At 65.0% G+C, this 14,461-nt stretch carries 11 protein-coding genes and 1 other RNA gene; 5 read left to right on the forward strand and 7 right to left on the reverse strand.

Going from position 1 to position 14,461, the window contains the following annotated elements; translation table 11 throughout:
- Positions 1-746: 746 nt before the first annotated feature.
- Complete coding sequence (gene rpiA / locus NKF27_RS00140; RefSeq protein ID WP_045990979.1) at positions 747-1,421, reverse strand: ribose-5-phosphate isomerase RpiA; 675 nt, start codon at positions 1,419-1,421, stop codon at positions 747-749.
- 204 nt (positions 1,422-1,625) lie between these two features.
- Between rpiA and ilvA the strand changes: the two genes are divergently transcribed.
- Positions 1,626-3,188: a threonine ammonia-lyase, biosynthetic gene (gene ilvA / locus NKF27_RS00145; protein ID WP_260425355.1), complete on the forward strand. Its 1,563-nt coding sequence runs from the start codon at positions 1,626-1,628 to the stop codon at positions 3,186-3,188.
- 387 nt (positions 3,189-3,575) lie between these two features.
- On the opposite strand, the gene NKF27_RS00150 is transcribed toward ilvA, so the two are convergent.
- The 3 genes from NKF27_RS00150 to NKF27_RS00160 all read right to left on the reverse strand — a co-directional run bounded on the left by NKF27_RS00150 (position 3,576) and on the right by NKF27_RS00160 (position 4,939).
- Complete coding sequence (locus NKF27_RS00150; protein WP_253554819.1) at positions 3,576-4,196, reverse strand: 5-formyltetrahydrofolate cyclo-ligase; 621 nt, start codon at positions 4,194-4,196, stop codon at positions 3,576-3,578.
- Positions 4,197-4,232: 36 nt separating this feature from the next.
- Positions 4,233-4,417, reverse strand: a non-coding RNA gene (gene ssrS / locus NKF27_RS00155) — 6S RNA.
- A gap of 210 nt (positions 4,418-4,627) precedes the next feature.
- The gene (locus NKF27_RS00160; RefSeq protein ID WP_045990982.1) at positions 4,628-4,939 is read right to left on the reverse strand and encodes a cell division protein ZapA; all 312 of its coding nucleotides are present in this window, start codon (positions 4,937-4,939) and stop codon (positions 4,628-4,630) included.
- A 232-nt stretch (positions 4,940-5,171) separates the two neighbouring features.
- Here NKF27_RS00160 and NKF27_RS00165 point away from each other — a divergent pair, with 232 nt between their 5' ends.
- From NKF27_RS00165 to NKF27_RS00175, 3 genes are all read left to right on the forward strand, one after another.
- The gene (locus NKF27_RS00165; protein WP_045990983.1) at positions 5,172-5,756 is read left to right on the forward strand and encodes a UPF0149 family protein; all 585 of its coding nucleotides are present in this window, start codon (positions 5,172-5,174) and stop codon (positions 5,754-5,756) included.
- Between the two features lie 474 nt (positions 5,757-6,230).
- Complete coding sequence (gene ubiH, locus NKF27_RS00170; RefSeq protein ID WP_253554822.1) at positions 6,231-7,577, forward strand: 2-octaprenyl-6-methoxyphenyl hydroxylase; 1,347 nt, start codon at positions 6,231-6,233, stop codon at positions 7,575-7,577.
- Positions 7,578-7,831: 254 nt separating this feature from the next.
- Positions 7,832-9,094, forward strand: a complete 1,263-nt coding sequence (locus NKF27_RS00175) for a UbiH/UbiF/VisC/COQ6 family ubiquinone biosynthesis hydroxylase (RefSeq protein WP_222516252.1) — start codon at positions 7,832-7,834, stop codon at positions 9,092-9,094.
- A gap of 198 nt (positions 9,095-9,292) precedes the next feature.
- On the opposite strand, the gene NKF27_RS00180 is transcribed toward NKF27_RS00175, so the two are convergent.
- The 3 genes from NKF27_RS00180 to gpmI form a co-directional block, all read right to left on the reverse strand.
- Positions 9,293-10,597 carry a S41 family peptidase gene (locus NKF27_RS00180; RefSeq protein WP_253554824.1) on the reverse strand — a complete coding sequence of 435 codons (1,305 nt, stop codon included), beginning with the start codon at positions 10,595-10,597 and terminating at the stop codon, positions 9,293-9,295.
- 71 nt (positions 10,598-10,668) lie between these two features.
- Positions 10,669-11,775 (reverse strand): murein hydrolase activator EnvC, encoded by a 1,107-nt coding sequence (locus NKF27_RS00185; protein WP_253554826.1) that lies wholly within the window; start codon positions 11,773-11,775, stop codon positions 10,669-10,671.
- A 167-nt stretch (positions 11,776-11,942) separates the two neighbouring features.
- Entirely contained in the window at positions 11,943-13,514 is a 1,572-nt protein-coding gene (gene gpmI, locus NKF27_RS00190; protein ID WP_253554828.1) for a 2,3-bisphosphoglycerate-independent phosphoglycerate mutase, read from the reverse strand.
- A 494-nt stretch (positions 13,515-14,008) separates the two neighbouring features.
- Between gpmI and NKF27_RS00195 the strand changes: the two genes are divergently transcribed.
- Entirely contained in the window at positions 14,009-14,431 is a 423-nt protein-coding gene (locus NKF27_RS00195) for a rhodanese-like domain-containing protein (RefSeq protein ID WP_045990988.1), read from the forward strand.
- Positions 14,432-14,461: the final 30 nt, after the last annotated feature.

The following is a 14,461-nucleotide window of genomic DNA, read 5'->3' on the forward strand; positions in this document are numbered from 1 at the left end:
TTCCCCCAGATGGTGTTCGAAGGTGGTGTCCGGGGGTGGTCTTGACGAAGCAGAAGGTGCTTGTCGATCGCCGTTAATAAGGCGGCCACTGGAAGGATTGATACGCTTCGTCGAAAATTCCCGGACCCATGTGAAGCACCATATTTGTCGCTGTGAAAGCGACACAATGCCCGAAGGTACATGATGACTAAATAAGCAAAAAAGAATTTAAAATGCTTAGTTATAACAAGAGGTTAAAATAATTGTTGTATAATTTTTATGTTGTTTTTATTGTCTTTTTTATTGATTTGATATGAGGTTTTCTATTTGGGGCTTATGACTTTGTTCTGTGCTTATTTGCAGATGACTATTGGTGATGCTTTCCCCTGAACGGTGTTTCAAGCGTCTTTCACGTAGCCGAAATGACATTTTTGCCTTCTTTAATCAAAAGAACGTCAAGGTATATCGTCAGGACAGGTCAGCAAGCGGTGAAGGCGAGACGCGAAGGGCGTGGTTTGGCGGGCATGCAAAGAATGTTGGCTATCAGGTGGTCATTTCAAAGAACGCGCCCCCGTGTCTCTGGCAACGGGGACGCTCAGACCGGCTTCAGCGGTGGGATACAACAAGGGGCGCGGGCAATAAGAAGCAAGAAGCAAGAAGCAAGAAGTACGCAGCAAGAAGCGAAGCGCGACCAGGGTCCCGGGACTGCGATCCCGCCCACGTGCACAAGTAAGATGACGTGGACGGGAAGGCTCGGTCAGCAAGGCTCAGGCAGGAAGATGCCGGCTGATGCCGTCGGCGCCGCCGATCAGCAGGATATCCGCCGGACGAGCGGCAAACAGGCCGTTGGTCACCACCCCGACGATCGCGTTGATGCGGGTCTCCAGGGCGACGGGGTCATCGATGTCGAGGCCGTAGCAGTCGATGATCTGATTGCCGTTGTCGGTGACCACGCCCTCGCGGTAGACCGGATCGGCGCCAAGCTTGACCAGTTCTCGGGCGACGTAGGAACGGGCCATGGGAATCACCTCGATGGGCAGCGGGAAGTCGCCCAGGCGCTCGACCCGCTTGGAGGCGTCGGCGATGCAGATGAAGGTCTTGCAGCAGGCCGCCACGATCTTCTCGCGGGTCAGCGCGGCCCCCCCACCCTTGATCATCTGCAAGTGAGCGTTCACTTCGTCGGCGCCGTCGACGTAGACCGGCATGGTGCCGACTTCATTGAGCTCGTAGACGTCGATGCCGTGCCCCTTCAATCGTTGGGCGCTGGCCTCGCTGCTGGCCACCGCTCCGCGGAAGTCCCCGCGCAGCTCTGCCAGGCGGTCGATGAAGCAGTTGGCGGTGGAGCCGGTACCGACACCGATCACGATGTCACGGCCGAGCATCGGGCGGACCTCGTCGATGGCGGCGGCAGCGACGGCGTCCTTGAGTTCGTCCTGGGTCATGGAATACCTGCGATGGGGAGCGTGAGAAGAGGAAAGCTGCGGCCATTATAGGGCATCGCGAAAGACGGAAGAAACGCTGTCTGGCGTGTCACCGTGGTGCCTGGGCTCCGCCCGTTTCTGCCTTCATCGCGGTCGCGGCAGCTCGGCACTGAGGCAAGCAATGTCTGCCTGGGGTGGCTGGCGCTGGACGTTGGGCGTGAGGCGATGCTAACAATAGGGGTTTTGCCCGCCTCCCTCACGCTGGATACCAGAATGCTCGAAGCTACCGTCAAGAAGATTCTCCAGGCCCGGGTCTACGAAGCCGCCCGAGAAACGCCGATCTCACCTGCGCCCATGCTGTCGCGACGGTTCAACAATCAGATTCTGATCAAGCGTGAAGACCTTCAGCCGGTGCACTCCTTCAAGGTGCGCGGTGCCTACAATCGCATGGCCCACCTGACTGATGAGCAGAAAGCCAAGGGCGTGATCGCCGCCTCCGCGGGGAACCATGCCCAGGGCCTGGCGCTGGCGGCCAAGCAGATGGGCGTCAAGGCGGTGATCGTGATGCCGCGCATCACCCCGGAGATCAAGGTGGCTGCGGTACGCGGCTGGGGCGCCAAGGTCATCCTCAAGGGCGACGCCTTCGCCGCCGCCGCAGAGCACGCTCAGGAGCTGGTCGAGGCCCACGGCTACACCTATATCCCGCCGTTTGACGATATCGATGTGGTCGCCGGACAGGGCACCGTGGCCATGGAGATCCTGCGTCAGCACAGCGGCCCCATCGATGCGGTGTTTATTCCGGTGGGCGGTGGTGGCCTGATCGCCGGCATGGCGGCCTACATCAAGTACCTGCGCCCGGAGATCAAGGTGATCGGGGTGGAAGCCGAGGACAGCGCCTGCCTGAAGGCCGCGCTGGAGGCCGGTGAAAGGGTCATCCTTGAACAGGTCGGGGTGTTCGCCGAGGGCGTGGCGGTGGCGCAGATCGGCGAGATTCCCTTTTCCCTGATGCGGGATCTGGTGGACCAGGTGATCACCGTCAACACCGATGAGATGTGTGCGGCGGTGAAGGATATCTTCGAGGATACCCGGGCGGTGTCCGAGACCTCCGGCGCGCTGTCGCTGGCCGGTCTCAAGAAGTATATCCAGGAGACCGGGGCCGAGGGCCAGACCCTGATATGCATCAACTCCGGCGCCAACACCAACTTCGATCGGCTCCAGCATATCGCCGAGCGCACCGAACTCGGCGAACAGCGCGAGGCGATCCTGGCGGTGACCATTCCCGAGCGACCTGGCAGTTTCAAGAAGTTCTGCCGCACCATCGGCAAGCGCATGGTCACCGAATTCAACTATCGCTACGCCGATGCCGACCAGGCCCACATCTTCGTCGGCATACAGGTCAAGCCGGGCGGCGAGGATCGCCAGGCGCTGATCGGCAAACTGATCGAGGCGGGCTACCCGGTCGAGGATCTGACCGACAACGAACTGGCCAAGCTGCATATCCGTCATCTGGGCGGCGGCCGGCCCCGTACCGAGTTCACCGAGGAAGTCTATCGCTTCGAATTTCCCGAGCGCCCCGGCGCGCTGATGAACTTCCTGACCCACCTGCCCCAGGACTGGAATATCTCGCTGTTTCACTACCGCAACCACGGCGCTGCCTATGGTCGGGTGCTGGTCGGCATGCAGATTCCCAACGGGGATCGTTCCCACGTCGAGGAACATTTTGACGCCATTGGCTATCGCTATTGGAAGGAAAGTGACAATCCCGCCTACCAACTGTTCATGGCATAGCCATGGCGGGATGACGTCTTGGAAGTCGAGGCAAAGCGGCGTATCCTGCGCGCGCAAGCGCTGACTTACTTGCTGGGCATGATGACGCCTGGCTGACGGGCTTCATCGTGGAAGCGTGATGATTGCCATACATGGGTGATCACCCTATAGTCTGAGTCAGTCGCTTTGACCACAACATCAAGACAATACGGCAAGCGGCCGTATGAAGGGAGTCAGGAATGAAACGCAAGCCCGATCTGATCATGTCACTGGTGCTGGTGTTCGGCCTGGGAGTCGTGGCGACCGGCTACGCCCAGGCGCTGGTGGGAGGTTGACGCACCAGGCACCATGGTCACGACATCGGCATAGATCCAACTCCGGCCGCCCTCAGGGGCGGCCGGAGGCGTTTCAGGCAGGGCGGATCACTCTTTGATCACTGACGATGGCGTTCAGCGGCACGTCCCAGGAGGCCACCGGCAGGCGTTCGACGCGCTGGACGTCATGGGCCAGGCCGATCAGGCGTGGCCTGGGGCCGCCCTGCCCGCTGTCGGGATGGGCGAAGGCCAGGGTGCGATCATAGAAGCCTCCACCCATGCCCAGGCGCTGGCCGGCGTCGTCGAAGCCCACCAGCGGTAGAAGGATGGCGTCCAGCGCCCAGGGCGGCAGACGACGCGACGGATGGGCGCCGTGACGGCTGCAGGGTTCGCTGATGCCGAAGCGATTGGCGACCATGGGGGTGTGCTCGTCGTAGCGGACGAACCACAGGCGATTGTCGCTCAGGGGGCGCAGCACCGGAAGATAGGCCTGGGCGCGCCGCTGGCGTAGCCAGTCGAGCAGGGGACGAGGATCGATCTCCCCGTCATTGGGCAGGTAGAGCGCCACGCGACGGGCACTCAGCAGTTCAGGAAGGCGACGCAGGCGAGCCAATAGTGACTGGCTGGCGGCCTGCTGCTGGCGCGGGCTCAGGGCCCGGCGGCGGCGTCGCAGTTCGCGTCGCAGCTCGGTACGTGACAAGTGTCCGAGCGTCATCTGTGCGTCAATGGAAGAGCGCAGATCGTTCATTCGAGGTTCCCCAGAGTGCCGCTGTCGTTCTGGCCCTTGAACCCATAGGTTCAAGGTGGGTGGCCGCAGCCGAGCCGTCAGGCTTTCCGTCGCACGGACTTGCACACGGGCCCGGCTAGCATTTGGCCCCCTGGGTACTGCGCATAGGCTCGAGGGACTGTAACGACTGGCGCACACCCCAGGGAACTCTTCCATGCTACCAGACCGGGGCCTGGCGCCAAAGTGAAGATGCCTTCGAGTGCTTGGGGAGGCAGTGTCGACCAGGCGCGCTGGTCGCGAGACACCAGCAAGGGGATGAGGTGCTGGCACGGCTCTCGCAGATGAGGCGGGGCGCGGACCACCGTGGCGGTGCGGGACGTGGTGCGGGCTCAGGTACCGAAAGCCCTGATCAGCCTTGATCAGACGTCGGAATCGCGACTCGGCGCCTTGGCGAGCGCCTGCTCCAGGCGAGTATTCAACTCGCTCAGGCTGGCTTCGCCTGCACGCTTCTCGTCACGCAGGCCCAGCAGTTCGTGGGCCAGATTGAGTGCAGCCATGATGGCAATCTTCTCCCGATCCACCACCTTGCCCTGGGCGTGGATCCCCTGCATGGCCTGGTCCAGATAGCGGGCAGCGCGCTCCAGTCCCTCCTGCTCCTCGGGGGCACAGGCGATGGTGTAGGGGCGTTCTAGCAGCGTAATGTCGGTGGTATGCCGCTTGGTGTCATTCATGGGCCTGGCTCCGGGGCGGGCCTTGGCTAACGCAGCGCCGAACGGGCAGGATGCGTTACCATCGGGGATCGATTGCGAGTCACTATAAGAGAGCCTTCAGCGGGGGGTCAACGCGACACCTCAAGACGGGAGCATCGGCGGCGCTTGCCGATGCCATGGGCAAGCGGCTTCTGGTCACCCCGGGGGCGCCGCGGTATTGCCACCCTGAACCTCTTCTTCAGCGGATATCATCATGTCTTTGATCAACGAACGCCAGGACTTCTCCACCATCGCCGACACCTTTTTGCTGCATGGCAGCATGCAGTCGCCGGCCTTCCTCGACGGGCGCCTGTGCGCGGCACTCGGCCTGCACGACCTCACCGCCGAGGCCTGGCTCGAGGAGGTCTGCCTGACCCTCGGGGTCGACCAGCCCAGAGACGAGCCCAGCGCTGAACGCCTGCTCGGCTGGCGCCGCCAGACCCTGGACGCCCTGGCCAGCACCGAGCTCAATTTCGAACCGCTGCTGCCTGACGAGATGTTCTCGCTGGCCGAGCGGGCGCAGGGCCTCAAGGAGTGGACCCTCGGCTTTCTCGAAGTGGTGGAGGACGCGGGCGACGCGCCCAGAAAGAAGTGGTCCGAGCCGCTCAGGGAGGCCATCGAGGATCTCGCGGGTTTGGCCGCCATCGAGACCGATATCGACGACAGCGCCGAGAACGAGAACGACCTCTTTGCCCTGACCGAACACGCCCGGATGGCGGCGATGCTGCTCTATACCGAACAGCACCCGGGCACCCCGCAGGTCGAGCAGGTCGACGAGACGCCTCCCACCACCCACTGACGTTTGCCAAAGTCCCGAACGATGCCTGCAAAGTTCGGGATTTTTCCCTCCTTTTCCCGTCGCCATAGCCTGCTATGCTGGTTGATGTGATTGATCTGGCGTCGTGCTTCAGGGCTCGGATCGCCGGCGCATCGGCCGCTGACCTGCCACTGTCGATCATGCCTTTCTCGGCGATGACACCTGTCTTATCGGTGCGTGTCCCTGGTGCCGTGGGCTCGTCTCGCCCTTTTCTGGGGCGCCGACGCTCGTCGGTGACCGGAGCGTCGTGGACTGGATGATCGTCGGATTGTCTTGAGTGTTGGCATGCCAGCGTTTCCCTGCATTTGCGTCTTGTCGAAGCCTTCGTTCAGGGAGGGATGGCGGTGGCTGGGGTACAAATCAGGGTGCTGTTTCGCCAGGGCGATTGGTGGTTTTATGGCCACTTTGCACGCTAATAAATATTTGATTACGTAAAGTTATTACAGGAATACAGTAATGCCGCAAGACACCCCCAAGAGCACTGTGGAACCAACGGCAAGCCGCCTTTCAGCGAACGCCCCTCAGGCGTCTTGCCAGGTTCAGGCGTCTTGCCAGGAAGGTGGCCATGCGGTCGAGCGGGTCGATGTGGCGATCATCGGCGGGGGGCTGGTGGGGGCGAGCCTGGGGGCGGCCCTGGCGGAATTGATCGAACATTCCGGCCTCAAGGTCGCGGTGGTCGAGGCCGCACCGATGGCGCCGCTCGCACCGTCGCCGCAGGAAGCGGCGCCTTCGGCGGGAGAAGACGACGCCTGGCAGCCGAGTTTCGACGCCCGCGCCAGCGCCATTGCGGCGGGCTCCGCCGCGCACTTTTCGCGTCTCGGGGTGTGGTCCGCCATGGCCGCGAAGGCCAGCGCGATCTCGCTGATCCATGTCAGCGAAAAGGGGCGCCTTGGTGCGACGCGCCTGCGTGCCGACGAAATGGGCGTCGAGGCGCTCGGCTACGTGGTACCCAACGCCTGGATGGGGCGGGTGCTGCACCGCCGCCTGGCCGAGCTGCCGCTCGACTGGCACTGTCCGGCTCGGGTGGAGCGTATCGAACCCGTGGCCGCAGGCCATCGTCTGTGGTTGTCCAGCGGCAGCGTGCTGGAGGCCGGCCTGACCGTGCTGGCCGACGGCGGTCGCTCTGGCCTCAAGGAGGCGCTGGGGATCGAGAGCGACGCGACCCCCTACGATCAGGTGGCAATGATCGCCAATGTCGCGGTCGGGCGCCCTCACCAGGGCGTTGCCTACGAGCGCTTCACACGGCAAGGCCCGATGGCGCTGCTGCCGCTGCCGGGACAGGCCATGGAGCTGGTGTGGACCCATGAAAAGGGCAGCGAACAGCGCCGCCTGGCATTGTCGGACCGCGCCTTTCTCGAAGAGCTGCAGGCCGCCTTTGGCGATCGAGCCGGCGCCTTCGTCAAGGTCGGCCAGCGTCACGTCTACCCGCTGTCGCTGGTCACCGCGCGGGAGACGACACGGCCGGGACTGGCGGTGCTGGGCAACGCCGCCCACGCCCTGCACCCGGTGGCGGGCCAGGGCTTCAACCTCGCGCTGCGAGGGGTGATCGACCTGGTCGAGGCCATCGAGCAAGGGCTCGAGGCCGGCCAGGCGCCTGGCAGCGCGGCGACCCTGGCCGCCTTCGAGCGACGCCGCGAAACGGACCAGCGCAATGTGGTGCGCTTCAGCGACGGCCTGATTCGGCTGTTCGGCATCGACCAGCCACTGCTGTCCCACGCCCGTGCCGCGGGACTGATTGGCCTGAACCTCGCAGGGCCGCTGAGGCGGGGCCTCGCCAGGCGGGCCATGGGCAGCGAACGATAACTGGGTAGGGGCAACCCTGGCCCGTTGGTGTCATCTGGCTCACAGGGCCTTCCCATGGCGTCAGGCAGCCTTCAGGCACTGCCCCTGAAAGCCTGGCGGTCGAGCATAGGATTGCCCTTGGCGGTACACTGGGTGCGCTGCGTTGCCGCGACCCTGAGGGCGAATCCGCAAAGGACCCCTGAGGGCGAATCCGCAAAGGCACGTGGTGCAAGCGAGTCAGTGATTGTCAGGAAGACTGGGAGAGCGAGACGCCGATGAAGGAGCAGGCAGAGGGTTCAGCCGCCAAGGCAGCGCCGACGGGAGTCGATGTGGTGATCGCCGGTATCGGCATGGTAGGTGCCGTACTGGCCGTGCTGCTGGCACGGGAAGGCTGGACGGTCGCCATGGTGGACCCGCGTCCGGGCCCGCTGGACTCGGATGACCTGCCGGGCAGTGTGCCGGCGCCCCGCGTCAGCGCCCTGACCCCGGTGTCTCGACGGTTGCTGGAAGGCCTCGGTGCCTGGCCGCGCATCGACGCCTGGCGCGCCACGCCCTACACCGCCATGCAGGTGTGGGACGCCGATGGCTCCGGCGAGGTCGGCTTCCGCGCCGATCAGGCCGGCGTACCGGTGCTTGGCCATATCGTCGAAAACGATGTGATTCTTGCGGCGCTGGAAGCCGAGCTGTCGAGGCTGCCTCAGGTGCAACGCCTGCATGGTCGCAAGGTGGTGGCGCTGGACGACGGCGCCGTTCGTCGGCGGGTGACCCTGGATGATGGCAGCGTGCTGGCCGCCCCGCTGGTGGTCGGCGCCGACGGTGCACGTTCACCGCTGCGCGAACTGGCCGGGATAGCGGTACGTGAACAGGACACCGGGCAGTGCGCGCTGGTGACCACGGTGAAGACCGAGCGGCGTCACGGCGGTGTAGCCCGTCAGGCCTTTCTGGCCACCGGCCCCCTGGCCTTCCTGCCGCTGACGGTGGCGGGAGACAGCCACTACTGCTCGATCGTCTGGTCCACCACCCCGCAGGAAGCCGAACGTCTTGCGGCACTCTCGCCGGCGGCGCTGGGCCAGGCCATGGCCGAGGCGCTGGATCATCGCTTGGGTGCGGTGGAGGTGCTGGATGAGGCCAGGAGTTTCCCGCTCAGCCAGCGCCACGCCGAGCGCTACCACCTGCCGGGGCTTGCGCTGATCGGCGACGCCGCTCACAGCATTCACCCCCTGGCCGGCCAGGGGGTGAATCTGGGCTTTCTCGACGCGGCGGTACTGGCCGAAGAGTTGCTGAACGGGCGCCGTCGCGGTGTGGCACCTGGTGGCTTGAGCCTGCTGGCACGCTATGAGCGACGTCGGCGTGGTGATAACGCCATGATGCTGGTGCTGATGGAAGGCTTTCGGCGTCTGTTCGGCAGCCGCCACCCGGGCCTGACGCTGGCGCGCAACCTGGGGCTTTCCGGCGTCGACCGGCTGTCTCCGATCAAGCGCCTGATCATGCAGCAGGCCACCGGCTCACGCGGACGCCTGCCGCTTAGCTGTCGCTAGGGGGCAGGCAGAGTGCAGGCCGGGGCCTTGTCGCCCGGCCTAGGCGCTGTCCGAAAAGTCGACGAGCGAAGGTTAGACAAGGCAAAAATCGGTGAGAAAGCGCAGTTTACGGGGTGTAAATGAGCATTTTGACCGGGCTGGCGCACCAGCCGATTTTTAACGCCGTATTACCGAGCGCAGGCACTTTTCAGACAAGCCCTAGCGCGTGTCGCGCTGACTGATCACATTCAGCGCCTTCAGCAGATTCAGTGCCTCGCCCAGCTGGTAGTCGCCGTCCAGCCGATCGCTGCGGCTGCTGTCGGCGCGATCTCCACCATCGCCAAGGTGCCCTTCCAGGTCAGACTCGCGAATGCGCAGGTTGCTGGTATCGGCGACCTCGAGCCGGCCGCGCACGACCTCGACGTCGGGCTCGATGCCCTGGGCCTGGATCGAGCGACCGTTAGGGGTGTAGTAGAGCGCGGTGGTCAGCTTGAGCCCTTCACCATTGCCCAGCGGCATGATCTGCTGCACCGAGCCCTTGCCGAAGCTTTCGGTGCCCATCACCACGCCTCGGCGCTGGTCCTGCAGGGCGCCGGCGACGATCTCTGCGGCGGAGGCGCTGCCGCCGTTGATCAACACCACCAGCGGCACGTCCGGCGCCGCGGTGCGTTGGGTCGCCGAAAAGCGCATGTCGCTATCGGACAGTCGCCCCTCGGTGTAGACGATCAGGCCACGGTCGAGGAAGGCGTCGGCCACGTCCACCGCCGACTGCAGTACGCCGCCGGGGTTGTTGCGCAGGTCCAGCACGATGCCTGACAGGGCCCCCTGGTCGCGCAATTCGGTCAGGGCATCCTCGACCTGCTCGCCGGTGCGGGCCTGAAACTGACTGATGCGCAGATAGCCGTAGCCGGGCTCGAGGATGTCGCTCTTCACGCTGTCGGTACGGATGATTTCCCGGGCCAGGGTGACCTCACGTGGAGCACCATCGCCGGCGCCGACCACTGTCAGGCGAATCTCGGTGCCTGGCTCGCCACGCATCATGTCCACCGCTTCCTGCAGGGATAGCCGATCGGTGGGGGTCTCGTCGATGCGCAGGATGGCGTCCTGAGCCTGAAGTCCCGCGCGCTCGGCCGGGGTGTCGTCTATCGGCGAGATCACCGTCAGCTGGCCGTCGTCGAGCCCGACCTCGATGCCGATCCCGCCAAACTCGCCTTCGGTGGTCTCCCGCAGGTTGCGATAGGCCTCGGCGTCGAGGTAGCTGGAGTGGGGGTCCAGCTCCGAGAGCATGCCGCGCATGGCGTTCTTGAGCAGGGTCGCATCATCGACCTCTTCCACGTAGCCGCGCTTGATCCGCTCGAACACCTCGGAGAAGGCCTGGATCTCGCTGATCGGCAGATCATCGTCGGTCGCCTGGGCGCTGGCCAGCGAAGGCCAGGCCAGGGACGCGGCGAGGCACCACGCAAGGCAAGTCCCGGTCAGTGTCTTGAGGCGCGAGGGACGGTGGGCGGCTCGGGGTTCGGTCATGCGGTCTCCGCTCGACGTAGGGGCAAGGTTCAAGCATAGCCTTAGGCCGGATGGTTGAAAATGGCGTGTGCTCAGCGCCGCGCGATCCAGCCACCAGGATCGATGGGGTCTCCGCCTCGGCGTACCTCGAAATACAGCCCCGGAGCGTCGCGGCCTCCGCTGACGCCGACGCGGCCCAGTGTCTGGCCACGCTCCACACGGCTGCCGACCTCCGTCTCGAAGCGTTGCAGGTGGGCGTAGAGGGTCATCACCTGGTCGCCGTGGTCGACGATCAGCAGATTGCCGAAGCCGCGCATCCAGTCGGCGAACACTACCCGGCCGGGGTGAACCGCTTCGACCGAAGTCCCGGATGGCGCCTGAATCAGGATGCCGTTGCGGTGGACGCCGCGGGATTCGCGAAAGCGCGACAGCATCATGCCCTGCACCGGCCACGGCAGGTCGCCTCGGGTGCGCTCGATGGCGGTGGACGGCGGCGGGCGCTCGAGCCGTGCCATGGTTTCCTGCACCTCGCGCAGGACCCGCTCGGCGTGGGCCCGGTCCTGGTCCAGCGAGGCCAGCTTCGAGGCCTCGGTGTCGTAGCGTTGGTCGAGCTGTGCCACCAGCGCCTGGCGCTCGCGGCTCTGCCTGGCCAGGGCCTGGCTACGGGCCGCCACATCGGCCTCCAGGGAAGCCAGCTCCTCGCTGCGGTGTTCGAGCTCGCGGCGGTTGTCCTCCAGACGCTGGTCCAGTTCAGCGAGCAGGTCGAGGCGCTCGTTGCGGGCGTCGGCAAGATGGTTGAGATAGGCCTGCAGGCGGTCCAGTCGTGCTGGGTCGTCCTGATTCAGCAGCAGCTTCAACTGTGGTGTCAGGCCCATGCGATAGAGCGCATCGAGTTGACGACCCAGGGCTGCCCGCTGCTCCCGGCGTTCGGCTTCCATCAGTTCTCGGCGATGCGCAAGCTCGGCCATCTCCTGATCGAGCCGGCGGCGTTCGGCCTGCAGCGTATCCAGGCGCTGGTGGGTCTCGGCCAGTGCCGTTTCCACCTCGCGCAGGGCCTCGCTGGCCTGGTCGCGGGCGCTATCGGTGCTGGCCAGGCGCTGACTGGCCTCTTGAATACGCTCGCCGATGGCGTCGAGCCTTTGCCTGGCCTGCTGCTCGCTGGGACTGGCCTGAGCGAGCGGCAGGCCGGCCTGCGTCACAGGAGTGAGCGGCAGGCCACCCAGCCACAGGACCGCTGCGCCCAGGGCGACAGCCGCGCGGACAAACCCACAACGCCGCCCCGGGCGGGGCGGCGTCGTACGTGGTGGTGGGCAGCTGCCGGGCTGGCGCCTCGATGGCGCGACTGGGGCTGCGGTGCGCAGAGGTCTCACGACAGCTCGATCAGTACCTCGCCGGTCATCTCCTCCGGCACCGACTCGCCCATCATGGTCAGCAGGGTCGGCGCCAGGTCGCACAGGCGACCGCCGTCCTTTAGCCGGGCCTCGCGGCTGCCCACGTACACCAGCGGCACCGGGAAGGTGGTATGCGCAGTCTGGGGGTTGCCGGTCTCGGGGTGCACCATCTGCTCGGCGTTGCCGTGATCTGCGGTGATCAGGCAGGCACCGCCGGCGCGCTCGATCGCTTCGACCACCCGACCCACGCACTTGTCCACCGCCTCGATGGCGGCCTTGGCGGCGTTGAAGTCACCGGTATGGCCGACCATGTCGCCGTTGGCGTAGTTGCAGATGATCAGGTCGAAGCTGCCGCCGTCGATGGCGTCGACCAGGGTGTCGGTGAGCTCGAAGGCGCTCATCTCGGGCTTCTCGTCGTAGGTCTTGACGTCCTGGGGTGAAGGAATCAGCTCGCGCTTCTCGCCCTCGAATTCCTTCTCGCGGCCGCCGGAGAAGAAGAAGGTGACGTGGGCGTACTTCTCGGTCTCGGCGATGCGCAGCTGGGTCTTGCCGCGCGTCTCCATGACCTCGCCCAGGGTGTTGTTCAGGTCCGCAGGCGGGAAGGCCGAGGGCGCGGGAATATCGGCGGCATACTGGGTCAGCATGACCAGGCCGTCGGCGGCCAGCGTCGGCTGTACTTGACGGTTGAAGCCGTCGAAGTCCTCGAGCACGAAGGCACGGGTCAGCTCGCGGGCGCGGTCGGCGCGGAAATTCAGGAACAGCACGGCATCGCCGTCTTCGGCAGCGACTGGCTTGCCGTTCGGGCGCACGCTGGTGGCGGCGACGAATTCGTCGGTCTCGCCACGCTCATAAGCGGCGTCGAGGCCGGCTTCGGCGCTCTCGGCCTGGTGCTCGCCATGGCCCTCGGTGATCAGGCGATAGGCCTTCTCGACGCGGTCCCAGCGGTTGTCGCGGTCCATGGCGAAGTAGCGGCCGATGATCGAGGCGACGAAGCCGTTGTCCTGACCCACCAGCTCGGCAAGCTTGGCGTTGGCGCGCTCGATGGAGGCTCTGGCGCTCTTGGGCGCGGTGTCGCGGCCGTCGAGGAAACCGTGCAGGTAGATGCGTTTGGCGCCACGCCGCGCGGCCATCTCGGCCACCGCCAGCAGGTGATCCTCGTGGCTGTGAACGCCACCGGGGGACAGCAGGCCGAGCAGGTGGACCGCCTTGTCCGCCTTCACCGCCGCGTCGATGGGCGCGGTCAGCACGGCATTGTCGTCGATCTCGCCGTCTTCGATGGCCTTGGTGATGCGGGTGAAGTCCTGGTAGACGATGCGCCCGGCGCCGAGGTTCATGTGACCGACCTCGGAGTTGCCCATCTGACCGTCCGGCAGGCCCACGTGGCGGCCATCGGTGTGGATCAGGGTGTGCGGGCGTTGCTGCCACAGGCGGTCCATGTTGGGGGTGTCGGCGGCGGCGACGGCGTTGGACGCGGCGTCTTCATTGTGTCCATAGCCGTCGAGGATGATCAGCGCCACCGGGCGCGGTGCGGTCGCAGTATCCGTCATGAGGAATTGCCTCTAGCTCAAGATGACCTCGCCCGGCATCCTTTTGTTGGCGCTCGACGCCTGGCGTCGTCGCCGGATGTCCTGGGGTGTCGTGGGTAAACGCTGGTGCCTGGCGATTCGGGAAGCGCGCCCGACAATAAGATCGGCGCGTCTTCGTGAGTCTCGTGGCTTGCGGTTTCAGGCTCGCGACACGATCCTCCTTGCGGCATCATATCGCACGCTGGCAGCGGTCGTCATTGACCCGACGAGGCAGTGTCCGGAGGCAGGCGGCATCGCCCCCGAGTCGTGTATACTGGCCGCCCTGCGGCGGGTAGCGGTGATCGAGCGCGGGCAACGTACCTGCGTCTCGCGTCGTCCGGTCTGTAGACTGGACTCGCAACACCGGCCTTGAGGCACCGGTCTTGTGACATAGATCTTGTAACAAAGGCCATGGACGCCGATTTCGCCACCCAGGCCACCACCATTTTTGCATCCGACGAGAGTTAGCCGACCCCATGATCGATCAGCTGTTCGAATTTGTGCAGAATCACCCGTTGCTGGTGGCTGCCTTCCTGGCCGTGCTGACGGCCTGGCTGCTGTATGAGCTGCGCAACGCCAACGCCGGTGGCGTCACCACCAGCGAAGCGACCCAGATGGTCAACCGCGAAGACGCGGTAATTCTGGACGTTCGCGACAAGAACGACTTCAAGGCGGGACACATCGCCGGCGCTCGCAACATTCCCCAGAGCAGCCTCGATTCCCGTATCAACGAGCTCGACAAGGTCAAGGCCTCGCCCATCGTGGTGGTGTGCAAGCACGGCCAGAGCTCAGGTGCCGTGGCGGCCAAGCTCAAGAAGGCTGGCTTCGAGCGCGTGTTCAAGCTCAAGGGTGGCATGACCCAGTGGCAGACCGATAACCTGCCCATCGTCAAGAAGTGACCGTCCGCACGATTTCTGATTACCCGATTC

The organism is Halomonas sp. DN3 (genome assembly GCF_024137905.1).
GTDB classification, from domain to species: domain Bacteria; phylum Pseudomonadota; class Gammaproteobacteria; order Pseudomonadales; family Halomonadaceae; genus Halomonas; species Halomonas litopenaei.